The organism is Paenibacillus sp. IHB B 3415 (assembly GCF_000802655.2).
Taxonomy (GTDB): domain Bacteria; phylum Bacillota; class Bacilli; order Paenibacillales; family Paenibacillaceae; genus Paenibacillus_AQ; species Paenibacillus_AQ phytohabitans.
Genome location: NZ_JUEI01000013.1, coordinates 1 through 24,818 on the forward strand (window position 1 = coordinate 1; position 24,818 = coordinate 24,818).

The 24,818-nt window shown below is 54.0% G+C and carries 22 protein-coding genes; 10 read left to right on the forward strand and 12 right to left on the reverse strand.

Annotation, left to right across the window (positions count from 1 at the left end; all coding sequences use genetic code 11):
* Nucleotides 1–211: 211 nt before the first annotated feature.
* Both QW71_RS06850 and QW71_RS06855 read right to left on the reverse strand, forming a co-directional pair.
* On the reverse strand, nt 212–997 hold the full coding sequence (locus QW71_RS06850) for a 3-hydroxybutyrate dehydrogenase (RefSeq protein WP_039295302.1): 786 nt from the start codon (nt 995–997) through the stop codon (nt 212–214).
* 26 nt (nt 998–1,023) lie between these two features.
* A complete protein-coding gene (locus QW71_RS06855; RefSeq protein WP_039295304.1) occupies nt 1,024–2,403 on the reverse strand; it encodes a GntP family permease in 1,380 nt (459 codons plus the stop codon).
* 348 nt (nt 2,404–2,751) lie between these two features.
* On the opposite strand from QW71_RS06855, the gene QW71_RS06860 reads away from it, so the two are divergent.
* From QW71_RS06860 to QW71_RS37815, 3 genes are all read left to right on the forward strand, one after another.
* A complete protein-coding gene (locus QW71_RS06860) occupies nt 2,752–3,153 on the forward strand; it encodes an Rrf2 family transcriptional regulator (RefSeq protein ID WP_039295309.1) in 402 nt (133 codons plus the stop codon).
* A gap of 77 nt (nt 3,154–3,230) precedes the next feature.
* Nucleotides 3,231–4,136, forward strand: coding sequence for a class I SAM-dependent methyltransferase (locus QW71_RS06865; RefSeq protein WP_039295312.1), 906 nt, complete (start codon nt 3,231–3,233; stop codon nt 4,134–4,136).
* Between the two features lie 168 nt (nt 4,137–4,304).
* Complete coding sequence (locus QW71_RS37815; RefSeq protein WP_052769920.1) at nt 4,305–4,733, forward strand: GreA/GreB family elongation factor; 429 nt, start codon at nt 4,305–4,307, stop codon at nt 4,731–4,733.
* A gap of 88 nt (nt 4,734–4,821) precedes the next feature.
* Here QW71_RS37815 and QW71_RS06875 read toward each other — a convergent pair whose 3' ends face one another.
* Nucleotides 4,822–6,759, reverse strand: coding sequence for an NAD(+) synthase (locus QW71_RS06875; RefSeq protein ID WP_039295315.1), 1,938 nt, complete (start codon nt 6,757–6,759; stop codon nt 4,822–4,824).
* A 530-nt stretch (nt 6,760–7,289) separates the two neighbouring features.
* Nucleotides 7,290–7,631 (reverse strand): antibiotic biosynthesis monooxygenase, encoded by a 342-nt coding sequence (locus tag QW71_RS06880; RefSeq protein WP_039295319.1) that lies wholly within the window; start codon nt 7,629–7,631, stop codon nt 7,290–7,292.
* A gap of 282 nt (nt 7,632–7,913) precedes the next feature.
* On the opposite strand from QW71_RS06880, the gene QW71_RS06885 reads away from it, so the two are divergent.
* On the forward strand, nt 7,914–8,768 hold the full coding sequence (locus tag QW71_RS06885) for an MBL fold metallo-hydrolase (RefSeq protein WP_235441410.1): 855 nt from the start codon (nt 7,914–7,916) through the stop codon (nt 8,766–8,768).
* Between the two features lie 166 nt (nt 8,769–8,934).
* Here QW71_RS06885 and QW71_RS06890 read toward each other — a convergent pair whose 3' ends face one another.
* Nucleotides 8,935–9,705 (reverse strand): DeoR/GlpR family DNA-binding transcription regulator, encoded by a 771-nt coding sequence (locus tag QW71_RS06890; protein ID WP_039295325.1) that lies wholly within the window; start codon nt 9,703–9,705, stop codon nt 8,935–8,937.
* Between the two features lie 339 nt (nt 9,706–10,044).
* On the opposite strand from QW71_RS06890, the gene QW71_RS06895 reads away from it, so the two are divergent.
* The 4 genes from QW71_RS06895 to fucU are packed head-to-tail and all read left to right on the forward strand — an operon-like array spanning nt 10,045 to nt 14,458.
* Nucleotides 10,045–11,811 (forward strand): L-fucose isomerase, encoded by a 1,767-nt coding sequence (locus QW71_RS06895; protein WP_039295328.1) that lies wholly within the window; start codon nt 10,045–10,047, stop codon nt 11,809–11,811.
* Between the two features lie 29 nt (nt 11,812–11,840).
* The gene (locus tag QW71_RS06900; RefSeq protein ID WP_039295331.1) at nt 11,841–13,328 is read left to right on the forward strand and encodes a rhamnulokinase family protein; all 1,488 of its coding nucleotides are present in this window, start codon (nt 11,841–11,843) and stop codon (nt 13,326–13,328) included.
* Nucleotides 13,325–13,978, forward strand: coding sequence for a class II aldolase/adducin family protein (locus QW71_RS06905; RefSeq protein ID WP_235441411.1), 654 nt, complete (start codon nt 13,325–13,327; stop codon nt 13,976–13,978). Before QW71_RS06900 ends, QW71_RS06905 begins: the two co-directional genes overlap by 4 nt.
* 39 nt (nt 13,979–14,017) lie before the next feature.
* On the forward strand, nt 14,018–14,458 hold the full coding sequence (fucU, locus tag QW71_RS06910) for an L-fucose mutarotase (protein ID WP_039295337.1): 441 nt from the start codon (nt 14,018–14,020) through the stop codon (nt 14,456–14,458).
* Nucleotides 14,459–14,983: 525 nt separating this feature from the next.
* On the opposite strand, the gene QW71_RS06915 is transcribed toward fucU, so the two are convergent.
* The 6 genes from QW71_RS06915 to QW71_RS06940 all read right to left on the reverse strand — a co-directional run bounded on the left by QW71_RS06915 (nt 14,984) and on the right by QW71_RS06940 (nt 22,444).
* On the reverse strand, nt 14,984–15,826 hold the full coding sequence (locus QW71_RS06915) for a sugar phosphate isomerase/epimerase (protein WP_039295340.1): 843 nt from the start codon (nt 15,824–15,826) through the stop codon (nt 14,984–14,986).
* Between the two features lie 355 nt (nt 15,827–16,181).
* Nucleotides 16,182–16,868 (reverse strand): rhamnogalacturonan acetylesterase, encoded by a 687-nt coding sequence (locus tag QW71_RS06920; RefSeq protein ID WP_039295342.1) that lies wholly within the window; start codon nt 16,866–16,868, stop codon nt 16,182–16,184.
* A gap of 13 nt (nt 16,869–16,881) precedes the next feature.
* The gene (gene uxaC / locus QW71_RS06925) at nt 16,882–18,306 is read right to left on the reverse strand and encodes a glucuronate isomerase (protein WP_039295344.1); all 1,425 of its coding nucleotides are present in this window, start codon (nt 18,304–18,306) and stop codon (nt 16,882–16,884) included.
* 35 nt (nt 18,307–18,341) lie between these two features.
* The gene (locus QW71_RS06930) at nt 18,342–19,829 is read right to left on the reverse strand and encodes a UxaA family hydrolase (RefSeq protein WP_039295348.1); all 1,488 of its coding nucleotides are present in this window, start codon (nt 19,827–19,829) and stop codon (nt 18,342–18,344) included.
* A gap of 31 nt (nt 19,830–19,860) precedes the next feature.
* Nucleotides 19,861–21,273 (reverse strand): tagaturonate reductase, encoded by a 1,413-nt coding sequence (locus tag QW71_RS06935; protein ID WP_083442455.1) that lies wholly within the window; start codon nt 21,271–21,273, stop codon nt 19,861–19,863.
* A gap of 175 nt (nt 21,274–21,448) precedes the next feature.
* A complete protein-coding gene (locus tag QW71_RS06940) occupies nt 21,449–22,444 on the reverse strand; it encodes a LacI family DNA-binding transcriptional regulator (protein WP_039295353.1) in 996 nt (331 codons plus the stop codon).
* Nucleotides 22,445–22,631: 187 nt separating this feature from the next.
* Here QW71_RS06940 and QW71_RS06945 point away from each other — a divergent pair, with 187 nt between their 5' ends.
* Complete coding sequence (locus tag QW71_RS06945; protein ID WP_039295355.1) at nt 22,632–23,612, forward strand: pectinesterase family protein; 981 nt, start codon at nt 22,632–22,634, stop codon at nt 23,610–23,612.
* Nucleotides 23,613–23,770: 158 nt separating this feature from the next.
* On the opposite strand, the gene QW71_RS06950 is transcribed toward QW71_RS06945, so the two are convergent.
* Nucleotides 23,771–23,998, reverse strand: coding sequence for a hypothetical protein (locus QW71_RS06950; RefSeq protein ID WP_052421961.1), 228 nt, complete (start codon nt 23,996–23,998; stop codon nt 23,771–23,773).
* A 257-nt stretch (nt 23,999–24,255) separates the two neighbouring features.
* Here QW71_RS06950 and QW71_RS06955 point away from each other — a divergent pair, with 257 nt between their 5' ends.
* The gene (locus QW71_RS06955; RefSeq protein WP_039295360.1) at nt 24,256–24,786 is read left to right on the forward strand and encodes a hypothetical protein; all 531 of its coding nucleotides are present in this window, start codon (nt 24,256–24,258) and stop codon (nt 24,784–24,786) included.
* Nucleotides 24,787–24,818: the final 32 nt, after the last annotated feature.

Below are 24,818 nucleotides of genomic sequence, written 5' to 3' on the forward strand. Positions count from 1 at the left end.
GAATTTCCGGGAATGTAGCAGCTTGAAAATCGACTTTTTCAACAGTCTGCTTTTATCCACTTACTGCCTGCTGCTCCGTTACAATCATCAATTTAGGTGTACAAATTCCACTAACTTGGAGGAGAAAAACCCAAACCCAAAACAGCGATCCTCCATTAACCGGAGAATCGCTGTTTTGCATTCGTTGGGACTGCTCATTCATTTCATAAACTTACTGCGCTGTATACCCGCCGTCGATCAGCAGGGTAGAACCTGTGACGCCCCCGAGGCGCTCGCTGGCAATCAGCATAGCGTAGTCGGCGATTTCTTCAACAGCCAGCAGGCGTTTCTGCGGGACGAGCGGATAGATGACCTCCTCTAGTACGCTTTCCAGCGGCACGTTCCGGGTTCGGGCCAGATCCTCCATTTGTCCGCGCACCAGCGGGGTATCCACATAACCCGGGCAGAGGGCATTCACTGTAATGCCGTGGGCAGCGCCTTCCAGGGCGGCGACCTTGGTCAGCCCGATCAGGCCGTGCTTGGCGCTGTTGTAAGCGGCTTTGCCGGCAAAGCCGATGACTCCGTTAATGGAGGCCATGTTAATGATGCGGCCGTAGCCTTGCTCCTTCATAATCGGGAAGGCATGCTTGATGCCGATAAAAGCTCCGGTCAGCATCACCTTCAGCATGAACTCGAATTTTTCCACGGGGAAATCCTCAATCGGCGACACATGCTGCAGCCCGGCGTTGTTCACCAGAATGTCCAGTCTGCCATAGACTTCTTTGGCTTTGGCGATAGCTGCGCTGTATTCCGCTTCCTGGGTAACATCGCATCTGAGGCCATAGGCTTCATAGCCCCGGGCTTGTAATTCTTCGGCGGCGTTGACGGACTGCTCCTCACGTACATCGGAAATGACCACCCTGGCGCCTTCATGGGCGAACTTGCGGGCAATTTCCAGACCGATGCCGCTGGCAGCGCCGGTGATGAATGCTACTCTATTTTCCAAAAATCTGCTCATTTCTGCATAACCTCCATGGGGATGAATTAGAAGATGGATAGAACGATGGCAAGGGTGAATACGGCAATTGTCTTCAGGCAGGTGATGGCAAAGATATCTTTATAGGATTGCTTATGCGTAAGTCCGGTAATCGCCAGCAAAGTGATGACAGCACCATTATGTGGAAGCGTATCCATACCTCCGGAGGCCATGGAAGCGATTCTGTGCAGCATTTCCGGGCTGATCCCCAGCGTTTGGGCCATGGAAAGATAGGATTTGCCCATGACCTCCAGGGCGATCGATAAACCGCCTGATGCGGAGCCGGTGACTCCGGCGAGAATGTTGACGGACAACGCTTCGGAAATTAGCGGATGATCGCTGATATTCATGATCCATTCCTGGATGGATTTGAAGCCTGGCAGTGTTTTGACAACGTTGCCGAAGCCTACTTCGGAGGCTGTATTGAAAATGGCAAGCAGGGAGCCCATGGCTGCGGCGGTCAGGCCTGCGGCCATTTTGCCTTTGACCTGGCGGATATTGATGCACCCGGCAGCGATAACCCCGATGCAGAGGGCAATAATTAAGGCCCAGCTTGAGGATACGGTTTTGACATTGGCGATATTGAACGTTTCCAGCAGCTCGCTGCTGTACCAGTTGGTCACCGACATGGACGTCCGGCTGAGCAGGAAGTTGAATACGAGCACGAGCAGAAGCGGCAGAACGGAGATCCAGATGTTTGGATATTTGGCGTTCTCCAGCACTTCCGGCTCGTTCTTATGGCCGGTGCCATAGCCTTCCCCGTTAGCAGCTGCCTGCTTGCGGCGGCGTTCCAGCCACCACAGGCCGCCGATGAAGACGATCAGCGCGCCGGCAATACCGACGAGCGGAGCAGCATAGGCATCTGTACCGAAGTAAGTGGTCGGGATGATGTTCTGAATCTGCGGCGTACCCGGCAGGGCATCCATCGTATAGGTGAACGCTCCAAGTGCGATGGTGCCGGGAATGAGCCGTTTCGGGATATCGGCTTCACGGAAAATCGCTACAGCGAACGGATAGACAGCGAAGGCTACGACAAACAGCGATACGCCGCCATAAGTCAGCACGGAGCAGGCGAGTACAACGGCAAGCATGGCTCTCTTTGAGCCGAGCGCTTTGACAATCGTCTGGGCGATGGACGAGGCAGCGCCGCTAAGCTCCATCATTTTACCGAAGATAGCGCCCAGCAGGAAGATTGGGAAGAAGTTCTTTACGTAGTTTGCCGCATTCAGCATGTATACTTCGGTGTAGCTCGGCATCAGGGCGACCCCTGAGATAACTACCGCAAGCAGTGTGAATATAGGTGCAAAAACAATAACCGGAAACCCCCGGTAAGCGAAGAACATCAGCAGGCCAAGCGCCAGAACGATGGCTAAAACCTGAATAACCATGTGAACCCCCCTAATTAAATGTGTACCCTACCTTTTGCCTAAACGGAACCATAGCTCTGTTCCAGAAACATCGAATAGGCTTTCGTCCCTTCCAACCTTGTGCGCGCAGGTCATTTGTTATGATGGTAACGCTTACATTCAAAGTGTACAACAGCATTCTGCAGGCGTAAAATTCAAGCGGTGCATGCAATCCATGAAAAAATTTTATGGATAAGCGGGGACTATACCGCCATCTTCGCTTTAGACAGGAAATCATTTCTGCACTTGCATTTTTGCTGTATAAAATATATTATAGATAAATAAAGTCTTTGATTAGAAACAAAGTCCATACTTAAGGTGGAACAAGACATGAAATACTCAAAAGCAACGAACTACGCGCTGCACACGATGCTGTTCCTGGTGGCGTATGCTCCGGATAAGCCGGTAGGAGTGCAGCAGCTTGCCGAACGGCAGAATGTATCCCCTACTTATTTGTCCAAAATCCTGACCAAGCTGGTGAAGGCGGGGCTGGTGGAATCCGCATCCGGCGCGAATGGCGGGTATCGGCTGAGACGCAGGAAGGAAGAAATCTCGTTCCTGGATATTATCCATGCGATCGAAGGCACGGCTTCGCTGTTTGACTGTACGCTTAATCATTCCAGCGAGTGTCTCATCCAGCAGGAGATGGTGAAGGCAGAAGGGCAGATGGAGGAGTATTTGCGCAATAAAATGATGTCCGAGCTTGCCGGAAAATTAACGGAGAGCCATTGAGCTCCGTTATTTTTTCGAGAATTTCATAGATATTCAAAGTCTGTTAAATCTGCGAAATACGAGAGGATGGATTAGAGATGAACAACGGATTATTTGAGGCAACAGTATGGGAGACGGCCTGGAAGGAAGATCCCAAGGCAATGGCCAACAAGTTCAAAGCGATGGGGATGGACCCGCATCACAGCTTTGATCATAAGGCGAAGGTGTTTAATGAAGAGGTATTCAGCAGCGCGGGAAGAGACAGAAGTGAGCGGATTATCAGCTGGATGGAGGGCCAGGGAGTAGATTTCAAAGGGCTGACTGTCCTGGATGTGGGCGCGGTTTCGGGCGGCTTCACCGTACCTTTTATCGAGCGAGGGGCCAAGGTAACGGCAGTAGAGCCTAACATTCCGCTGGCCGAACTGTTTCTGATGAACACTGCGGGCAGTGCCCCCGGCCAAGTGGAGCTGGTACGTGAAGCGTTTGAAGATATCGATATTGCGGCCAAAGGCTGGCTGAACGCCTTCGATCTTGTTTTTGTATCCATGTGTCCGGCGGTATTTGACTGGGAGAGTGCGGAGAAGGTCATTAGCTGTGCCCGGCAATACTGCTATATCAGTACATCGGCGGGGGTTCAGGAGCATAGCCTCATGAATGAAGTGCTGCCTCTGCTGACGGGCCGGGCAGTGCATGCGGAATCTTCGGATATGGCCTACCTGATGCAGCTGCTGTATTTGAAGGGATATTCCTACGAATCGATTGTGACCCGTGAGACGAAAAGCAAGGAGCTATCCGTAGATGCAGCGCTTGCTGAAGTAATAGAGATGCTGCCTATGCATCATTTGGATCGGAAAGAGGCTACCCTGAAGGTAGTTACGGATTATTTGCATACTGCTTATCCTGATCAAAAGGTAGTGATCCGCCAAGGCGGCCGGTTCGGCAAAGTGCTGATCAAGCTGCAGGATCTCAACATGTACAGCAGAGCAGCTGCAGCCAAGCAGTAAATCATAACAGCATATATACATGACATTGTCTTTCCATAGAAAGATGCTATCATAGAGAGTAGATCCCCACGCGGGATCTATTTTATTATCCGGGAGGACTGAGGGCTATGAGTTTGAGCAAGCGTATTTTCGAGCATGACCTGATGAAGAAAGTGGGTGAAATCTACTATGAGCCATAGTCTCATAACGATTTCCCTGCGCCAGGAGCTGGTGCAGCAGCTGGTCTATCTCGATGAGCATAAATTCGTTATTCTGGACCGGGGAACATGGGAGTCGCCGGCCGAGCGGGCGGAGATTCAGTCCATGATCAGGAAGTATCAGGAGGCGGTGGAGCAGATTCTGTCCGGCGGGGATGAAGCGCTTGAGCAATCCACTGTTCTGGTCGGGTCGCGGGTATCGCTGCGGATCGGCCAGGAAACGCTGAAGGATGCCTATAGAATTGTAATTCCGGGCGAAGCTGAACTGGATGAATTCAGTATCTCCCTGTGGTCTCCGATGGGCAGGGGGCTGATTCTGGCGCGTCCCGGCGATACGGTTACGATTCAAACCCCGTTTGGCAGTGATGAAGTGCTGATTCTGGATAATGTGTATGATTGAAGCTGATTAAAAAAAAGAGGCGTCCCGCATCATCCTGTGATGATTGGGGACGCCTCTTTGACGTGTTCCGGAATTGGCCTGGCGGTGATTACAATTCTTCGATTTCCCGCAGCCAGAGCGCAGCGGAAGCATCACTCGGCATACGCCAGTCGCCGCGCGGCGAGAGGCTGACCGTACCGACCTTCGGTCCGTCCGGCAGGCAGGAACGCTTGAACTGCTGGGTGAAGAAGCGTGTAACGAATACCTTCAGCCAGGCAACGAGCTGCTCTTTGGGATAAGCCTCACCGAAAGCATGCTGGGCGAGGTAGAGCATTTTGCCGGGCGAAGCTCCTGTACGCAGCATGTAATACAGGAAGAAATCATGCACAATGTAAGGTCCCAGAATGTTCTCGGTGAGCTGGACGATCTCTCCGGTTGCCGATGGCGGCAGCAGCTCCGGACTGATTCCGGTCTCGATGATGCTGTAGAGGAACTTGCCCACCGTCTCGTCGGCTTCATGATCCGCATACCACGCAACGACATACTGGATCAGCGTCTTCGGAATGCCTGAATTCACGCTATACATCGACATATGGTCTCCATTATAGGTGCACCAGCCAAGGGCCAGCTCGGATAAGTCGCCGGTGCCGATGACGATGCCGCCGTTTTTGTTGGCGAGATCCATCAGAATCTGTGTGCGTTCCCGGGCCTGAACATTCTCATAAGTCAGGTCATGCACATCTTTGTCATGGCCGATGTCCTCGAAGTGCTGGAGGCAGGCCGCCTTAATATCGACGACCTTAAGTGAGGCGCCGAGCGCTTTGATTAGGCCAACGGCATTGTCGTAGGTCCGGTTCGTTGTGCCGAAGCCCGGCATTGTGACGGCAAGCACATCGCTGGCCGGACGGCCGAGCAGCTCCATTGCCCGCACTGCGACCAGCAGAGCAAGCGTAGAATCGAGGCCGCCGGAGATGCCGATCACGGCCTGCTTGGTGCCGATGTGGCGGATGCGCTTCATCAGGCCGGAGGTCTGGATCGAGAGGATCTCCTGGCAGCGTTCGTCACGCTGCAGCGGGTTGCCCGGGACAAACGGATTGACGCCGACCGTCCGTTTGAGCTCACGCTGGCTGTTCTCACGGACGGGTGAAACGTAGAGCAGCTCGCGGTAATTACGGCCGCCCTTGCCGGCCCGGAAGGTGCCCATCACGGTGCGGGAATACTGAATCCGCGGCAGATCAATATCGGCGGTGATCATCCGGCTCTCATGGGTGAAGCGCTCAGACTCGGCCAGCATCTGGCCGTTCTCCGCGATCAACGAGTGCCCGCCGAAGACAACATCCGTGGTGGATTCGCCGGTATTGCAGCCGGCATAGACATACCCGGCTACGCAGGAAGCGGACTGGCTGCCCACCAGCTGGCGGCGGTAATCGGCTTTGCCGACCAGCTCATTGCTGGCAGACGGGTTGAACAGCAGCGTTGCCCCGGCCTGGGCCAGCAGACTGCTTGGCGGCACCGGCACCCAGAGATCCTCGCAGATCTCCACGCCGAAGGATACATTACCATTGCTCTCGCAGGCAAATATCAGATCATTGCCGACAGGTACAGTAGCTCCGCCAATCCGCAGCTCGGCCACTTCCAGCTCTTCAGCTCCGGCGAACCAGCGCGGCTCATAGAATTCGCTATAACCTGGAATGCAGGTCTTCACGACAATTCCGAGAATATGACCTTGCTGGATTACGGCAGCGCAGTTGAACAGCCGGCTCTTAATGGAAATGGGCAGGCCGGCAATAACGATCATTGTATGTTCTGCCGTTGCGGCAGTGATCCGGAGCAGTGCCTCCGTGGCGGCGTCCAGCAGCTTGGACTGCAGGAACAGATCCGCACAGGTGTACCCCGTGATGCACAGTTCCGGGAGTACCAGGTACTCAACCTCCTGTGCCGCGGCATTATTTATCACTTCAATAATTTGTTCGGAATTGAATACGCAGTCGGCCACCCTCAGCTCGGGGGAAGCGGCAGCGACTCGCGCGAATCCGTGATTCTGCATGCATTTCACCTGTCCTTTACCTATCCTTTAGTAGAAGTACACTATCTAAATATTGTACCCATCAAATGGCATTGGTAACAAGCGGGGATTTGCAGCAATAAGCAGCAGCCGAACGGGACGCGCTTTTTGGTAGATTAGGTAATCATATATTTCCCGCAAATATGGATAACTTCGAAGAAGCACCTGAAGAAACGGGGAACAGCATTGGCAGTTGGCAGGAGTGTGGCAGCGTTGGCGGTAGGCAGTTGGATTTTCTCCACTTGATCATGAACGGAGGCACATTTGCCAGACAGCAGTTGGATAAACAGCACTTACTTTGCCGGAAATAGTCCAGAGTAGGGGGAACGCTCGAAATTAAATGACGTTTCTCCAACTAATTACCTCTGACGCTCCTTAACATCCAAATTAAGATACGTTTATCCAATTAATGATGAAGAGCCAGAGTGGATACGACCAATGATCACCATTTATGCAGCTGCTAATTTCAATGGGGATTCAGCCGGTACCTACCAACTTGATTTTGGGGTGGACTAACGGATCGGGGGGCTCCCCTTCTCGAATCCGTAATCCCGTTCAACCTTGCACACTCTTGTTTTATAAGTGAGATACCAATCCGAGATACCTTTGCTTTGGGCGACCAAGTGCCGTTCGTTTTGTTTCCATTGCTGGATAGCTTCGAGAGAATCCCAATAAGAGACAGTGATGCCTAGACCTTCTCTGGCACTTTCTACTCCGAGATATCCAGGCTGGGCGGCTGCGAGTTTCCCCATTTCCTCGGCCATTTCCGCATACCGGTTATCCCCGTCTGTACGTTCGGATGTGAATATCACTGCATAATAAGGCGGCGCTGGTGTATTGGCAATTTCACTCATGACTTTCCCTCCGTTTGATTGGAATGTTGCTATTTCATTACCTATCTATAGTAGTGCATCTATGATCCGGATGTATAGCCTGGCGGACGAATCGGCCTGTCAGAGCTTCATGAAGCACGGGCCGGTCCACAGAAACGGGATGGCAGGGAAGGGGATTGTGCAGCGGTAAGACAACGGGCGGAGGAGCAAAATCCGCGATTGAAGCCAGGGGATTACTGGCTGCGTTTGCGTGCACGCTGGTTTTGGGTTAGAATTTTGCCGAGAAGAAGGGAGGGCATGTACATGCCGTTAACAGGAAAAGAATTGATCGAGGAAGTCCGGGCGACCGGGGTGCCCTATGGCTGTCTGGCCGTCTGGTTTCTGGGACAAGCCAGTGTGATTATCAAAGGGGCAGAGGTAACCGTTTATATTGATCCTTATGTCTCTCCTGACCCGGACCGGACGTTCCCGCCGCCGATTCCGCCTGCGGAGATTACGAATATGGACGTATGTCTGATCACCCATGACCACTCGGATCATCTGGATGAGCGGGCATTGCCGATGCTTGCAGAGCTCAATCCCGCAGCCCGGTTCATGGCTCCGGCGGTCTGCCTGGAACGATTGCAGGGACTCGGAATACAGAAGGAGCGCCTAACCGCAGCATTGCCTGCTCACGCAGCAGTAGAACCCGTCCCCGGCCTGCAGGTGTTCCCGGTTGCTGCGGCGCATGAACAGCTGGAGCGCGATGAACAGGGTAACCCCAAGTATGTCGGCTACATCCTGCAGCTGAACGGGGTCACGCTGTATCATGCCGGAGATACCGTTCTGTTCCCTGAGCTGATTGAGGAAGTCGGCAGCCGGAAGATTGATCTGGCGCTGCTGCCGATTAACGGCCGCGACTACTACCGGGGAAGCCGCAATATTGTCGGCAATATGAACTACCGGGAAGCGGCGGAGTTTGCGGCGACCAGCGGCTTTGAGACCGTCGTTCCGCTGCATTATGATCTGTACGCCGGTAACGCCGAGAATCCGGGGTATTTCGTCGATCACCTGTACCGCCATTTCCCGGAGCAGAAATTTCATATGATGGCCAGAGCCGAACGGTTCGTCTATGTGTCGGCGCAAGCTTTTAAGAACAGCACTCCAGACTCCAAGTAAGCGCATTCAAAAGATCAGCCCGATTTCTTGAACACCATCCACAAAAGCGAAATCAGACACACGCCGACGGCGGCGAGAACCAACGGAAACCACAGCGGAGCGGATGTTGCAGCAATCTGGATCATCCCCATTCTGTGGTTCACCTCCTTCCGGTGCAGAGTTTGCGCTACTGCAGCGCAGGATAGAGCAGAGATACCTGATATTTGCTTAAGAAATCAATCCATTCTTCGGACGGCCGCTGATCGGTGACGATATAATCGACCTTGTCGAAGCTGAACAGCCGGATGAAGGCGATACGGTCGAACTTGGAATGGTCGGCCAGGAGCACAACTTTGTTCGCCTGCTGCTGCATCAGCACCTTGAGCTCGGTCTCCGCTTCGTTCGAATCGCTGAGCCCGCCGGTCATGGAGAGCGCCTTGCAACTGAAGATGGCCACATCCACATTATATTTCAGGATCGTCTGCGACGCCGTCGGCCCTACAAATGAGCTGGTCTCCGGACCCAGGATGCCCCCTGTAGAAATGAGCTTCTGTCCGGAATGCTGGAACTCTGACAATACCGCCAGGGAATTGGTGATGATTGTCAGATTTTTTTTGTCCTCCACGATTCTCCGCAAGCCTTCAAAAGCCGTTGTGCTGGTATCAGTCATCACACTGTCCCCGTCACTGATCAGCTCCAGCAGACATGCGGCAATCATCCGCTTCGCTTCAATATTGACCTGATGCCTGTGGGAATAGGAGGGGTCCTCGTTGGTATGGGCGTTCAGAATAGCTCCGCCGTAATTCTTCTTGGCAATGCCCTCTTTATCCAGCCGGTCGAGATCACGCCGGATGGTCTCCTCCGATACACCAAATTTCTGCGCAAGGTCCGCTACGTGAACCTTCTTATGCCTGTATAGCTCGTTGATTACCAGATCCCGCCGTTCAAAAGCCTTCATCCCGTTGCCCACCCTTGATTAAATAGTTCTAGCCATAGTATATCAACTAGTTTACTACATATTTCTGCAAAACTTAAATAATTAAAACGAACATAATACCACACTATATTTGAATTATATCACATAATACCACATAAATATCAAATAAAAAGTGTGGAATATTGTTGACTTTAAGGGTTTGGAAATCTATGATGGAGAAGAAAAGGATTAGTCGGCGGAGAATGCCCATAGTTTGCAGACAGTAGCAGGCTGTATTTGATAGCGCTTACTAATCGGAGTGTGCAGCTCCAATGAAATTATTTTATCCAAATCAACCATTGATTCCGGGGAGGAACAGCAGTGACAGCAAATTATCCGAAGATTGGTATCCGGCCTACGATTGACGGCAGAAGACGCGGGGTGCGTGAATCGCTTGAGGCCCAGACTATGGGTATGGCACAGCGCGTGGCGGCATTTTTGCAGGAGAATTTATTTTATCCGGACGGTTCGCAGGTGGAGTGTATTATTGCCGATTCTACCATTGGCGGTGTGAAGGAAGCTGCAGCGGCAGCGCAGAAGTTCGCAGGTGCGGGTGTAGGCGTATCAATTACGGTCACACCGTGCTGGTGTTATGGATCTGAAACGATGGATATGGATGCTTCGATTCCGCATGCGGTATGGGGATTTAACGGAACGGAACGCCCCGGGGCGGTGTATCTGGCAGCAGTGCTGTCTGCTTATGCACAAAAAGGTATTCCGGCCTTCGGCATCTACGGCGAAGACGTTCAGGAATCCAGCAGCGAAGAGATCCCGGCGGATGTACAGTCCAAGCTGCTCCAGTTCGCGAAGTCGGCACTTGCGGCTGCGCTGATGAAAGGGAAGTCTTATCTGTCGATGGGCTCCGTATCCATGGGGATCGCCGGTTCCATCGTCAACGAGCAGTTCTTCCAGGAGTACCTCGGCATGCGCAATGAGTATATCGATATGTCTGAATATGTACGGAGATTCGAGGAAGAAATCTATGATCCTGAGGAATTGGGGCGGGCACTGGCCTGGGTGAAGGACAACTGCCGGGTGGGAGCGGACAATAACCCGCAGCATCTGCAGCTCAGCGAAGAGGTTAAGGAAGAGCAATGGGAGACCTGTGTCAAAATGGCGCTGATTGCCCGCGATCTGATGATCGGCAATCCGGAGCTTGCGAAGCTCGGCTTCGAGGAAGAAGCGAACGGCCACAACGCTCTGCTGGGCGGCTTCCAGGGCCAGCGTCAATGGACGGACCATTTCCCGAACGGTGATTTCATGGAGACGATTCTTAACTCCTCGTTCGACTGGAACGGCAGACGGGCGCCTTATATTGTCGCGACCGAGAATGACAGCCTGAACGGGGTCACGATGCTGTTCAATTATCTGCTGACGAATACGGCGCAGATTTTTGCCGATGTCCGTACCTTCTGGAGTCCGGCTGCAGTGAAGCGTGTAACCGGATACGAGCTGGAGGGAGCAGCGGCAGGCGGTCTGCTGCATCTGATTAACTCCGGTTCAGCGGCACTGGACGGAACCGGTGAGCAGAGCATTGACGGCAAGCCGGCGATCAAGCCGTTCTGGGACATCACGGATGAGGAAGCGGCTGCCTGTCTCGCACAGACCCAGTTCCGCCCGGCCTCGCAGGAATATTTCCGCGGGGGCGGCTTCTCGACAGATTACCTGACCAAGGGCGGAATGCCGGTCACCATGGCCCGGCTGAATCTGGTCAAGGGCCTCGGGCCTGTGCTCCAGCTGGTGGAAGGCTTCACGGTGGAGCTGCCGGGAGAAGTGCATGATACGCTGGATCAGAGAACGGACCCGACCTGGCCGACAACCTGGTTCGCACCTAAGCTGACAGGCAAGGGCTCGTTCCAGTCTGTATATGATGTGATGAACAATTGGGGCGCCAACCACGGAGCGATCAGCTACGGGCATATTGGAGCCGATCTGATTACCCTGGCCTCGATCCTGCGGATTCCGGTCAGCATGCATAACGTGGAGGAATCGCGTATTTTCCGGCCGCGTGTCTGGTCGCTGTTCGGCACAGAGGATCTGGAAAGCGCTGACTACAGAGCCTGCCGCAATTTTGGGCCGCTCTACTAAATCTGCAAAGTGAAGCGGGTGCGGAGAACATGGGCGAAGAGATAATCAAGCTGCTGGCAATCGACCTGGGTGCCAGCTCCGGCAGGGTCATGCTGGGAACCTACGCTAACGGGAAGGTGGAGGTGGAAGAGATCCGCCGCTTCCCTAACGGGCCCGTAGAGGCTGACGGGCAGTTGTACTGGGATGTCCAGCAGCTGTTTCATGAGATGAAGCAGGGGATACTGGAGGCCGTGAAGTCCCGCGGCCCATTGCAGTCTATGAGTGTCGACACCTGGGGAGTCGACTATGGCTTCCTGGATGCTGAGGGGGAGCTGCTGTACTCCCCGCATCACTACCGGGACCAGCGGATGGAGGGGATTGCTTTGGCGTTGGAGGCAGCCCTGCCTCCTGAGGAGCAGTTCAGGCTGACGGGCAACCAGTCCAGCCCGATTAATACGGTGTATCAATTATTTGCCGATCTGCAGGCTAATCCGGAGCTTACACAAAAGGCCAGTCTGCTGCTGATGATGCCTGACCTGTTCAATTATATGTTTAGCGGCACGGCGGTCGCTGAGCAGACCATCTGGAGCACCAGCGGCCTGCTGAATCCGGATTCGTCTGCTCCGGCAAGCGAAGTGCTGCGCAGGCTGGAGCTGCCGGTGGAGCTGATTCCCCGGCTGGTGCCGGCGGGTACTGTAATCGGCGAACTTCGACCAGGCTTGCAGGAAGAGCTTGGTTCCGGCCCGCTCAAGGTCATTGCCGGAGCCTCACATGACACTGCTTCAGCTGTGGCTTCCATTCCTTACGGGCTTGGTGGCTCCACCGGCGGAGAGGGTTCCGCCGCCTTCATCAGCTGCGGAACCTGGTCGCTGGTTGGCCTGGAGACTGCGGAGCCCGTACTTAGCGTCGAGGCCGACGCCTACGGCTTCACCAATGAGAGCTGCTTCGCCGGCACGAACCGCCTGCTGAAGAATATCACCGGCCTGTGGCTGCTGCAGGAGACCCAGCGCGGCTGGGCAGAAGCGGGTGAACCGCTCAGCCATCAGGAGGCAGCAGAGCTTGCTGAGGGGCTGGACCGGTCGACAGCGCGCATAGCCGTTCTGGACCCGAACGATCCCCTCTTCAGCACCCCGGGGGATATGCCGCTGCGGATTGAATCGTATTGTATCCGCACAGGCCAGCCTGTACCGCAGACCCGGGCGGAGATCATCCGCACCATTCTGGAGAGCCTGGCCCAGTCTTACGCCAGCACGATCCGTGAACTGGAGACACTCACAGGCAGCTCTGTCAGCTGCATTCATATGGTCGGCGGAGGCATCCAGAACAAGCTGCTGTGCCAGCTTACGGCCGATGCCACAGGCAAAGAAATCATTGCCGGACCGGTAGAGGCAAGTGCAATCGGCAACGTATTGGTGCAATTGACGGCACTGGGAGCGATTGAAGCATCCGAAGCCAGAACAATTGTAGCCCGTTCCAGTGCCCCTGTCCGGTATCAGCCGGCTTTATCAATTATCCATAGCGATCAAGGAGGACAATGATGAATACGAAGGAAGAGGAATTGCGCCGGCTTATCTGTGATATCGGCCGCAATCTGTTTAATAAGGACTTTATTGCCGCCAATGACGGCAACATCTCGGCACGCCTGTCGGCGACAGAGGTAATCACCTCACCAACAGGAGTCAGCAAAGGTTATCTGCAGCCGCATATGCTGGTCAAAGTGAATCTGCAGGGAGATATCCTTGAAGCCGCGGAAGGCTACCGGCCATCCACAGAAGTGAAGATGCATCTGAAGATTTACAATGAGCTGCCGCAGATGGGCGGTGTAGTTCATGCGCATCCGCCGTATGCTACCGCTTTTGCCATCAAGGGCGAAGCACTCGACAAGATGATGATGCCGGAGTCGGTGATTGCTATGGGGGACATTCCACTGGCGGTATACGGGACACCTTCAACCGAGGAGATTCCCGATTCGCTGATCCCCTTCCTCGGCAAGAAGACGGCGGTACTGCTGGAGAGCCATGGCGCTTTGACCTGGGGCAAGGATGTCATGGCTGCCTATATGAATATGGAGCGGCTGGAATATACGGCGAAGCTGACCTTCCTGACCCGGATGATCGGCGGGGAACGTGAGCTTCCTCAGCACCGGATCGAGGAACTGTTAGCTTTGAGATCGTTCTACGGCATGTAAGCTGCGGCATCGACACAGGAATGAAGGAGGATAGTAGTCATGCTCAAAAAAATACCCAAGCTCCTCTCCCCCGAGCTGGTCCGTACCCTGATGGAAATGGGCCATGGGGATGAACTGGTCCTGGCGGATGCCAATTATCCGGGCCACGGGCTGCATTCCAGAGTGCTCCGGGCGGACGGCATTGGCATTCCCCGGCTGCTGGACGCGATCCTGGAGCTGCTTCCGCTGGATCATTATGTGCCCGCACAGGCGGCATTCATGGCTGTAGTGGAGGGTGATCCTACCGTTCCGGTGATATGGGAGACGTACAAGGAGATCCTGGCCAAACACGATGGTGCGGCCCAAGTGGAGTATGAGGAGCGTTTTGAATTCTACAACCGCTCGAAGCGGAGCTATGCGATCGTGATCACCGGGGAAGAGGCGCTGTACGGGAATATTATTCTCAAAAAAGGCGTAATCCCGCCGGATGCCGGGGTATAACAACAGGTTCAAGTCTGCGTAATGTCGCAGGATAAAGGATAATCCTTCACTTGACCTAATACTAAATTTAAAAGATAAGACCCCGGCATTGGAGGGCGGTCTTATTGCTATACCAGGTGCTCAAATGAAGCAACGTCCCGTAAAATGTTGTGCGTTGTGTAATTTGGATCCACTGACCCTGCGTTTGCAAACATTTGAGAGTATCCAGTGTGAAGTGAATAGATTTAATTGTATTTCGTGCAGTTAAAAAGACGGCAAAAAACCGGGTTGTCAGTTTAGCTGTATTCAGTACAATTAAAATCAGCGGTAAGTCTACTTTTGCGAAATATGGGGGTTTTTAACTGTACAAAGTGCAATTAAAACCCTCGCAGCGCAAAAATTGATCACTTTAGTTGTACAAAATACACTTAGGACCGGAGCGAACGACCGATTACTGTAAATTGCTCATTTCTAGTATTGAACCGGCCCCTAAACCGGATTCAACATAAACAAGTGCCCCGTACGCCATATGGCCGGGGCACTTGTTTATATTTCGTTATACATCCGCCGGAGCAGCTCCGCACTGCCGCTCATATGCTCTTCGGGAGTGCTCTCCAGCAGGCCCTGAATATGCGGACGCTTATATTTCATGTAATGGAGCAGCGGAGCGAAGTTCAGCAGTCCCTGACCTGCAGGGACGATCTCAATCCGGCCGTCCCTGACCGTGAAATCCTTCAGATGCAGGACCGCGATCCGGTCACCCAGCAGCTCAAGGGCCTCTGCAACAATCTGCTCCTGCTGCAAATAGTTATCCGGCGTCATCAGATTGGCGGCATCGAATATAATCTGCAGATTACTGGAGGCCACTTCGTCCAGCAGCCGTCTGGTCAGCTGAGCCGTGTGAAGCGGGTGGTTAATCCCTGCCTCGATGCCGACCGTTACCCCGAAACGCTCTGCTTCCGCAACCATTGCTTTAACAGAAGCCACAACTTGTTCAAAAGCTTCCTCCGTGAAATTATCCGGCGTATATCCCTTTCCCACACTGCCTGTCTCGGTACCTACCAGACTCGCCCCGAAATCACGGGCCAGCCGCAGATGGGCACTGAAATCGTTCAACGCCTGTACGCGCCGGGCGGGATCAGGATCGATGATGTTCACATAGCAGCCGAGCACGGCAATTCTGATGCCGGCCTGCCTGAAGGCTTCGCCATAATAGGCAGCCGTTCCCGGACTGAGTGCGCCAAGTCTGGGCGCACTCTCCGGAAAGGACTTATGCAGCGCGAACTGAATAGAGGAGAAGCTGTGTTCTTCCAGTTTTTCAATCAGCTGAGGCAAAGGGCATCGGCTGAAATCATGGGCGCGGACACCGAGGTGAAACGGAACGGTCATATGTTTTACTCCTTTTTTTCTGCAGATCTGTACCTTACCAGCGAAGCATACTCTGCACTCAGCTATGTTAGCTAAGGCCATACGAAACTACATGTTTAACTATTCACTTTCATCCGTTGATATGTTACGGACATACGATTCGTTATACACCGCAAATTACTGATTTCAAGGTCCTAAAGGACACACGCGCCGCTATTGCAGCTGCTGTCTGCCGAAATCAGCTTCCTCTGAGTGAATAAAGGCTCTGTGGTCCGCAAAGAGTGAAATAATGGCAATTTCCCGCAAATAAGGCCGCCTGTGTCCGCAAGGGCGCATGGCGGCCAATTTGAGTCATCAAGTGAAGCGGCTTAACGCACTATATCCGCAAGTACGGCTGCAGTGCCGAGAGTCCCGCAGACTGTTCCATTGCTTCCGCAACCAGCGAAGCGATACGCTGCGCGCCTGCCAGCGAGAAATGAGTGTCATCCGCGATCCCGTCAGGGTAGTTGGGATGGCTGCCCGGCGGCAGATGCATGAACAGCTGCATCGAAGCTTCCACTCCCATTGAGCGGTAGAGCTGCTGGGAGGAGGCGAAGATATCGAGCAGCGGTGTTCCGGTCTCCACTGCAACCTCGCGCATGGCCTGCGGGTATGACCCCACGGCCTCAGGATCAGGTTCACCCTCCGCTGTGAAGCGGCGGCGGCTCACAGAGGTCAACAGCAGCGGGAACCCGCCGCGGCTGCGGGCGGAATCGATGAACACCTTGAGATTCTGGCGGTATTCGGTATCCGGATCGGTATAACGCGCCGGATCTTCGATCTTCTGGTCATTATGCCCGAACTGGATCAGCAGGAAGTCTCCAGCCTGGAAGTCCTGCTCGATCTCAGCAAGCCTGCCCTCAGCCAGGAAGGAGCGTGTGCTCCGTCCGTTCACTGCCCGGTTCTCAATCCGCACCTCCGGTCCCACATGCCCGTGCAGAAATTCTCCCCATCCGGTCATCGGCGATTCGGAGGCCGCCTTCCGGGCTGCGGTAGAATCTCCGGCAATATAGATAGTCGGCATCTTCAGCACTCCTTCATCGGGCAGTAACCTCCACCGAGCTGCCGGAGGTCTGGAAGCCGAAATAGCCTGCTGCGTTATTATAGGAGATATCCTCTACCATAGCGCCCAGTAAGTCTATATCATCCGGCGCCTCGCCGCGTTCCACGAGTTCACCGAGCAGCTCACAGAGCACCCGGCGGAAATATTCGTGCCGGGTATAAGAGAGGAAGCTGCGTGAATCGGTCAGCATGCCGACGAAGTTACCCAGCAGGCTATTATCCGCCAGCAGGGTCAACTGCTGACGCATACCGCTGCGGGTATCGTTGTACCACCAGCCGGAGCCGAGCTGGAGCTTGCCGGCAGTATCCTTCTGGTAACAGCCGAGCAAAGCCAGCAGGGCTGGGTAGTCGCCGGGATTCAGCGAGTACAGAATCGTCTTCGGCAGTCCGCTGCCGCTCTCGGCACGGTCAAGCAGCTGTGACAGCGGTGTGGTCAGCGGCAGATCGTTAATGCCGTCGTATCCGGTATCCGGCCCGAGCTTCCGGAACATCGGCGTGTTGTTGTTGCGGTACGCATGCAGATGAAGCTGCATGGTCCAGCCTTTGGCCTGGTAGAAGCCGATCAGTGCTGTCAGCAGCTCTGTACGGTAGAGGGTAATTTCCTGAGGTGACAGGGAAGCACCCTGCAGTCTTTTGGCGAAGACCGCCTGGGCAGCTTCCGGTTCACCAGCCTCGTAACGCAGCACATCAAGGGCATGGTCCGACAAGCGGCAGCCATTCTCATGGAAGAAGTCCACACGGTTGCTCAGTGCCTCAAGCAAGGCCGCATAAGTCTTGACCTGCTGACCTGTAGCCTGCTCCAGCTTGCCGATCCAGGCGCTGAAGCCCTCGGCATCGATGTTCAGTGCCTTATCGGGACGGAAGGTCGGGAACACCTGGAACGCGGATTCACTATCTCTCAGCAGCTTGTGGTATTCCAGCGAGTCTGCCGGATCATCCGTAGTACAGATCACCTTGACGTTCGAACTGCGGATCAGACCGCGGCGGGTGAACGCTGGTTCGGCCAGCTTGCGGTTCACCTTCTCCCAGATGGCCGGTGCAGAAGCTTCGTTCAGCAGCTCATTAACGCCGAAGAAGCGGCGGAGCTCCAGATGAGTCCAGCTGTACAGCGGGTTGCCGATGGCTTTCGGGAGTGTGCGGGCCCAGGCCAGAAATTTATCATAATCGGAGGCGTCCCCGGTAATATGCGATTCCGGCACACCGTTCGCGCGCATCAGCCGCCACTTGTAATGATCTCCATAGAGCCAGGCTGCCGTGAGGTTCTCGAACGGTTTATCCTCATAGATTTCGCGCGGGTCCAGATGGCAATGGTAATCGACAATCGGCATTGCTTTGGCGTGCTGATGAAAGAGCTGGCGTGCGGTATCGCCGGATAACATGAAATCTTCATTAAGAAACATGGATAAGATCTCCCTTTACATGAATTTGGTAGGGTTTATAGCGTAACGCCAGTTTTGAAAATAGCCAGCTCGCGCACTTCATTCTGCTCGTTCCGTGTTTTTTGGCCGCTGGCGACATCAATGATATAAGTGATGAATTCCTCCAGCACATCAGCCATCGGTGTTTCCAGCAGAGGACCGGCGTTGAAGTCCATCCAGTGGCCTTTTTTGGCAAAAAGATCGTTGTTGGTGGCCACCTTCACCGTAGGTACGAAGCTGCCGAACGGCGTTCCGCGTCCGGTAGTGAACAGCACCAGCTGGCAATCCGAAGCAGCGAGAGCGGAGGCGGCTACCAGATCGTTGCCGGGAGCCTGCAGGAGGCTCAGCCCTTTTTTGCGCAGCTTCACGCCATATTGCAGCACATCGACCACCGGCGAGGTTCCGGCCTTCTGGGTGCAGCCCAGCGATTTGTCCTCCAGGGTGCTGATGCCGCCAGCTTTGTTGCCGGGAGAAGGATTCTCGTATACAGGTTCGCCGTAGGAGAGGAAATACTGCTTGAAGTTATTGATCAGCGACACGATCTCTTCATAGACCTCATGGCTTTCTGCACGCGCCATCAGCATTTTTTCCGCACCGAACATTTCCGGCACTTCCGTCAGCACCGAGGTTCCGCCCTGGGAGATGATGAAGTCGGAGAACGCCCCCAGCAGCGGATTGGCTGTGATCCCGGAGAACCCGTCAGAGCCGCCGCATTTCAGGCCGATGTTCAGCTCACTGAGCGGAACCGGCTCACGGACATCGTTCTTCGCAGCTTCATACAGCAGCTCCAGCAGCTCAAGGCCGGCTTCTACCTCATTGCCCACCTCCTGGGCAACCAGGAATTTCACCCGCGATTCGTCATAATCCCCCAGCATGCTACGGAATTCAGCGACAATGTTGTTCTCGCAGCCGAGCCCGAACACGAGTACCCCGCCGGCGTTCGGATGGTTGACCGCGTCGAGCAGAATGCTGCGGGTCATGCGGTGATCATCGCCGAGCTGTGAGCAGCCGTAAGGATGCTTCAGTACCGTGAAGTTATCGAAGCCGCCGAGATCGGGATGCTCAGCCTTGAACTCCTGCAGCATTTGCTCGGCAATCCCGTTCACACAGCCCACGGTCGGGATAATGAACAGATCATTACGGATGCCGACCTTGCCGCCCTTCCGGCGGTAGCCCTGGAAGGTCAGATCACGGCGAGGATACGTAACCTGATGAACATCCGGCACATACTCATATTCCTCCTCGCCGGACAGATTGGTCTTGATATTATGCGTATGAATCCAGTCCCCTGCGGCAATCGGAGTGATGGCATGGCCGATAGGGTAACCGTATTTGGTGATAACCTCATCAGTCTGGAAATCAGTCAGGGCAATCTTGTGGCCCTGCGGAATATCCTGGGCTGCCTGAAGCGTCAAGCCGTCTATGGTGAGCTGTTCCCCGGCCGATATCGGCCGCAGGGCTACAGCTACTGTATCTCTGGGGTTCATTTTCATTAAGTGCTTCATGTTGGACCCTCCTAAGTTTTGTTAGTATTTCTTAGCCGACAAGCTGCTGCAGAGCGGCGCGGGAATCGTGCTGCTCCAGCTGCTGCAGATGGGCGTTAATCTCGGCTGTGAGTCCGGGCAGCAAGGACAAATCCTGTCCCCACAGGCTGGTGTTGCTGAGAATGGTGCCTGCGAAGCTTGCCGGATCACTCCATGCCTGTGTGAAAATCTCAAGGATTTCCGGACTGTCCTGCAGCGGCACACGGTCACCGCGGTAGCTGAGCAGGAGAGCGGCGAAGGCGAGCGTTATGCGCTCCGGAAGCTTGCCGCGTTCCTGCTGATAGCGGAGCAGCACCGGGAGCAGCCGGGTTTTGAATTTGGAGATGCTGTTCAGCGAGATGGAAGTCAGCTCATGGCGGATGAACGGATTTCTGAACCGTTCCTGCACGGCATCCGCATAGGACAGCAGCTCTTCAGCAGGCAGATCCAGCATAGGAATCAGTTCATCTTCGATCAGCTGCTTCACGAAGCGGGAGAACGTTTCGTCATTCATAACATCCTCAACGGTTTCCAGACCCGCCAGCAAACCCAGAGGAACCATAGCCGTATGCGGCCCGTTCAGCAGATGAACCTTGCGCTCGCGGTATGGAGTCATATCAGGGGTGACCACAACATTCAGTCCGGCCTTAGCCAGCGGCAGCCGTTCAGTAAGTGATTCCGGTCCTTCAATGACCCAGAACAGGAATGGCTCAGCCGTAACCATCACATTGTCCAGATACCCCAGCTCAGCTTCCAGCTCAGCGGCCTTATCGCGCGGATAACCCGGAACGATCCGGTCAACCAGACTGCAGCAGAAGGTATTCTCCTCCTTCAGCCATTGCAGGAATTCCCCGCCCAGATTCCAGTCAGCGGCATATTGCTGCACAATCTCCTGCAATTTCTCGCCGTTGCGGTCGATCAGCTCGCAGGGGATGATGACGAAGCCTTTTTTGCCCAGCTCGAAACGGCGGTGGAGCAGCGCAGTCAGCTTGCCCGGGAAGCTCTTCGGCGGCGTGCCGTCTGCACGGTCGCCCGGTAGATAGGCAATACCGGCTTCCGTCGTGTTGGAGGTGATGAATTCCAGCTCATCATTCTCAGCGAGCGCAAGGTAACTCCCGTAATCGTTATAAGGGTTAATCACGCGGCTGACCGAAGAGATGATTTCCCGCGAGTTGACTGTCTGGTTATCCATAATGCCGTTCAGCAGCACGGTGTAGAGATTGTCCTGGGCGGCCATGAATCCGCCGAGCCCCTGTTCAATCGGCTGGACCAGTACTGCGCTTCCGTTGAACAGGCCTTGGTTGTTCATCTGCTGCAGCTGCCAGTCCACGAAGGCGCGCATGAAATTGCCTTCACCGAATTGAATCATACGCTCGGGATGCAGGGTTAACTCCGGGTGAGTGCTTCTGGATAAACGGTTTGTCATAATGGTCATGATCTCCTTTTAAAATATAATGTTAAAATGCACACGTTAACATTTTATTTTGAGCAAACCCGGAAATGACGTCATTGTAGACGTTATTCGTGTCTGCTGAAAATACAAAGCGGGCAAGCCGGATAACCCGGCACATACCGGTAATTCACTGCGTCAGAACCAGCACTCAGATCTTGGCGACAGTATCGCGTACCATGAGGCCGGTCTTGACGAATAACTGCTGCGGCTCTGTCTCGGGCTGCAGCAGCAGCTGAATCAGCATTTTCATACCGAGTTCACTAATCTCCGCAATGGGCTTGCGGACGGTGGTCAGGGCAGGATTCGTATAGCGGGCGAACATAATATCGTCGAATCCGATTAGGGATATCTGTCCCGGCACATCTACCTTATGGGCATAACAGGCGTTCATCGCGCCAATGGCCATATCATCGTTGGAGCAGAATACAGCTGTAGGCTGATCCTCAAGGCTGAGCAGCGCGGTCATTGCCGTGTAGCCGCTCTCGATGCTGTAATCTCCTGAAGCGAAATAATCGGGATTCAGCGCCAGACGGCCTGCAATCAGGCTGTCCATGAACCCTTGCTTGCGTTCGCTGGACGATTTGAAGCCGGGCTTTCCTTCAATAATAGCCAGCTTCCGGTGCCCTTGAAGCACAGCGTAATCAATCGCTTCCTTCACGCCTTCGCGGTCATTGGCTACGACATTCATAATGCCCGGGTCCTCCAACTGGCGGTTCAGCACCACAAGCGGTATGCCCATCTTCTTCACATGATAGATGAAGGCATTATCCTCATCACTCTGGCTCATGACCAGAATGCCGTCGAACCGCTGGGGCTGAATATTGCTGAAGTTATGGACACCGTCTATTCCGTTAACGGTCAGATTGTAGTTCTCATCCAGGATATGCGTAATGCCTTTGATAGCATCAACCAGGAAGCTGGCTGAAGTACCCTGCTCAATGCTTGAGAAGAACAGCCCGATGGTGAACGATCTCTTCGTAACCAGACTCTTGGCACTGTAATTCGGCACATAATTCATTTCCGCGGCGATTCGCTCAATCTTATCCCGGGTGACTTTCTTGATCAGCGGGCTGCCGTTCAGCGCTCTGGATACAGTCGTGTGGGAGACGCCGGCGACGCGTGCAATATCTTTGATGGTAATCATGACATCTCTCCGGGAAAATAGAATTGTTAACGATTTCAGTTTAGTGCTACAGCCGCGTCAAGTCAAGACTTTATTGAAATGCACACGTTAAAATTATATCTGGAACATTGCTGCGGCCGGCGGTATAATTTACGTGTCAAGGAATGCCGGTTTGAACAGAACTTATTTCTTAAGGGGGACGATAGCAGTGCTGGTGGGCAAGCGGGACTTTTGCGATTACCAGAGTATCCAGGCAGCGGTGGATGAACTTGAACGGGATCCGCTGGAGAAGCCGGTGACCCTGTATATTATGTCAGGTGTGTATGAAGAGGCGGTAAGAATATACCGGTCCAATCTTAATCTAGTGGGCATCGGGGAAGTGGTAATCACCATGAACAGACATGCCAAGGAGCTGGACGAGTCAGGAGAAGAGCAGGGAACCTTTGCTACACCGACACTGTTCCTCGGCGGCCGGAGGCTGATGCTTGAGAACCTGATTATTGTGAACACAGCTGGGCAAGGAAATGACATCGGGCAGGCTGTAGCGGTATCGGCCCATTGTGATGAGACCCTATTCCGGAGCTGCAGCTTCAGGGGCCATCAGGATACGCTGTTCACCGGACCGTTGCCGCCGTATACCAAAGAAGGCAAGGCCTTTGGAGGCATTCCGCTTAAGGAGCAGCACGCCGTTTGCCGCCAGCTGTACACGAATTGTTATATCGAAGGAACGATTGATTTTATTTTCGGCGGAGCAGCAGCTTATTTCGAGCATTGTGAGATCCGCAGTCTGCGTCATTATAACGACGGGCCGGGTTACATCACAGCGGCATCCACGCCGCAGCATCAGGAGTATGGCTATCTGTTCAACGAGTGTTATTTTACGTCGGACCCGGGGGTTAGCGGTGTCTATCTGGGACGCCCGTGGCGCGGATACGCCAGAACGGATATCGTGAACTGCCGGCTGGGCGGGCATATTCATCCCTCCGGGTGGGACCCCTGGGGGAATCCCCGGAATATGCAGACGGCCATTTACCGGGAATACGGCATAGCCGGTGATGATCCGGTGCGTTCCAAGCGTGCAGCCTGGGCATTTATTCCTGAAGAGAAGGAAGCGGCGGCAGGCAAAGATCGGTTTTTTACCGGGACGGATTTCTGGACAATGGGAGGCGTGGGGCCTTCTAAGCGCTGAAGCAGCAGGAATAAGTTGACTGCTTCAGAAGGCGATTCTGCGGCCTGCTATCAGGCAAAAGTCGTATACATGAGCAGGTCATGTATACGCCTTTTTTGAAATTCACCTCCCCAAGCAGGAAAACTCCGGCCAAAAGGGGAAAGTACAGCATAGGCCTGTTAGCGGCGTGAGGCTTGATTGTGCTGGAATTTGGTAATATCGCGGGCATAATGCGAGACAGTGCCGTCGAATCTTTTGAGCCGCACATATTCCTCGGAGAACTTCTCGACAATTCCGACTCCAACCTGGGAGTACATTCCATCGGGGTCAAGCTGCAACGCGGACACGAAGGTCTGCGATAAAGCTGCAACCCAGAAATCAGCATTTTGGACAAGTGTCTGCGGCATAATCCCAGCCCCTTCCATGTGTAGTATAAATATAACGGTGCATAATCTTAAACACTATTCTACGACAGACAGCGGATTTTGAAAATAGGATTTCCTTTCTGAAATAGTTGAAAATTTTCCCCGGATTGTGCTTGAAGGCCGGACGAAGGATGAAGGTGGCTGTTCCCTCGTGAGTGTTGGGAGAAAGACGGTTTATACTACGCTGGCAGTGCTGGTTATGGTGAATAATAAATATAGGAAATAAGGTGGAGGGCAGTATGGAAGAAGAAACGCGGCAAGCGCGGGAGATATTCATCCGGTATCTGGGCAGCCCGGCCCAAATGCACCGTGAAGGTGCCCTTAAACAGTACAAACAATATGGCATTGTCCGGGAAATGGAGCTTCAATGGTTTCAGGAGATGATCGCGGAAGGGTGCGGGCGCCTGTCGATCAGGGACTGGGAGGCTGTTGCCCGGCTTGAAGCTTTGTCCAAGAACTATCAGGACCCGGTCATTGTGGACAAGACAGCTTCGTTCGCCTCCCGCAACCTGATGAGCGCAGACAGTATAGTCAGACTGATGTATGCCGAAGCTCTGGTAGAAATCATCCGCGCCCATAAAATAGTAATTACCCGCGAGCTGCTGTTCAGCGCCTGCCGGGTCGCCGTGCAGCTGCTTGAAAGTGTGGTAACACAGCCGCTGGTGACAGACCCCGGCCATGAGCTGCAGCAGCTCGGACTCAAGGACAAACGGGCGCTGAACAGCCGGGCGAAGAAAAGCATTGAAGAAGTGGAGCGCCTGATTAACTGACCGGCATAACCGTTGTATATCCAGTATATAAG

What these genes read in the sequence shown, in the direction of transcription:
- QW71_RS06850 (WP_039295302.1), bottom strand. Translation starts at nt 997, where the DNA reads ATGAGCAGATTTTTGGAAAATAGAGTAGCATTCATCACCGGCGCTGCC.
- QW71_RS06855 (WP_039295304.1), bottom strand. Translation starts at nt 2,403, where the DNA reads ATGGTTATTCAGGTTTTAGCCATCGTTCTGGCGCTTGGCCTGCTGATG.
- QW71_RS06860 (WP_039295309.1), top strand. Translation starts at nt 2,752, where the DNA reads ATGAAATACTCAAAAGCAACGAACTACGCGCTGCACACGATGCTGTTC.
- QW71_RS06865 (WP_039295312.1), top strand. Translation starts at nt 3,231, where the DNA reads ATGAACAACGGATTATTTGAGGCAACAGTATGGGAGACGGCCTGGAAG.
- QW71_RS37815 (WP_052769920.1), top strand. Translation starts at nt 4,305, where the DNA reads ATGAGCCATAGTCTCATAACGATTTCCCTGCGCCAGGAGCTGGTGCAG.
- QW71_RS06875 (WP_039295315.1), bottom strand. Translation starts at nt 6,759, where the DNA reads ATGCAGAATCACGGATTCGCGCGAGTCGCTGCCGCTTCCCCCGAGCTG.
- QW71_RS06880 (WP_039295319.1), bottom strand. Translation starts at nt 7,631, where the DNA reads ATGAGTGAAATTGCCAATACACCAGCGCCGCCTTATTATGCAGTGATA.
- QW71_RS06885 (WP_235441410.1), top strand. Translation starts at nt 7,914, where the DNA reads ATGCCGTTAACAGGAAAAGAATTGATCGAGGAAGTCCGGGCGACCGGG.
- QW71_RS06890 (WP_039295325.1), bottom strand. Translation starts at nt 9,705, where the DNA reads ATGAAGGCTTTTGAACGGCGGGATCTGGTAATCAACGAGCTATACAGG.
- QW71_RS06900 (WP_039295331.1), top strand. Translation starts at nt 11,841, where the DNA reads ATGGGCGAAGAGATAATCAAGCTGCTGGCAATCGACCTGGGTGCCAGC.
- QW71_RS06905 (WP_235441411.1), top strand. Translation starts at nt 13,325, where the DNA reads ATGATGAATACGAAGGAAGAGGAATTGCGCCGGCTTATCTGTGATATC.
- fucU (WP_039295337.1), top strand. Translation starts at nt 14,018, where the DNA reads ATGCTCAAAAAAATACCCAAGCTCCTCTCCCCCGAGCTGGTCCGTACC.
- QW71_RS06915 (WP_039295340.1), bottom strand. Translation starts at nt 15,826, where the DNA reads ATGACCGTTCCGTTTCACCTCGGTGTCCGCGCCCATGATTTCAGCCGA.
- QW71_RS06920 (WP_039295342.1), bottom strand. Translation starts at nt 16,868, where the DNA reads ATGCCGACTATCTATATTGCCGGAGATTCTACCGCAGCCCGGAAGGCG.
- uxaC (WP_039295344.1), bottom strand. Translation starts at nt 18,306, where the DNA reads ATGTTTCTTAATGAAGATTTCATGTTATCCGGCGATACCGCACGCCAG.
- QW71_RS06930 (WP_039295348.1), bottom strand. Translation starts at nt 19,829, where the DNA reads ATGAAGCACTTAATGAAAATGAACCCCAGAGATACAGTAGCTGTAGCC.
- QW71_RS06935 (WP_083442455.1), bottom strand. Translation starts at nt 21,273, where the DNA reads ATGACAAACCGTTTATCCAGAAGCACTCACCCGGAGTTAACCCTGCAT.
- QW71_RS06940 (WP_039295353.1), bottom strand. Translation starts at nt 22,444, where the DNA reads ATGATTACCATCAAAGATATTGCACGCGTCGCCGGCGTCTCCCACACG.
- QW71_RS06950 (WP_052421961.1), bottom strand. Translation starts at nt 23,998, where the DNA reads ATGCCGCAGACACTTGTCCAAAATGCTGATTTCTGGGTTGCAGCTTTA.
- QW71_RS06955 (WP_039295360.1), top strand. Translation starts at nt 24,256, where the DNA reads ATGGAAGAAGAAACGCGGCAAGCGCGGGAGATATTCATCCGGTATCTG.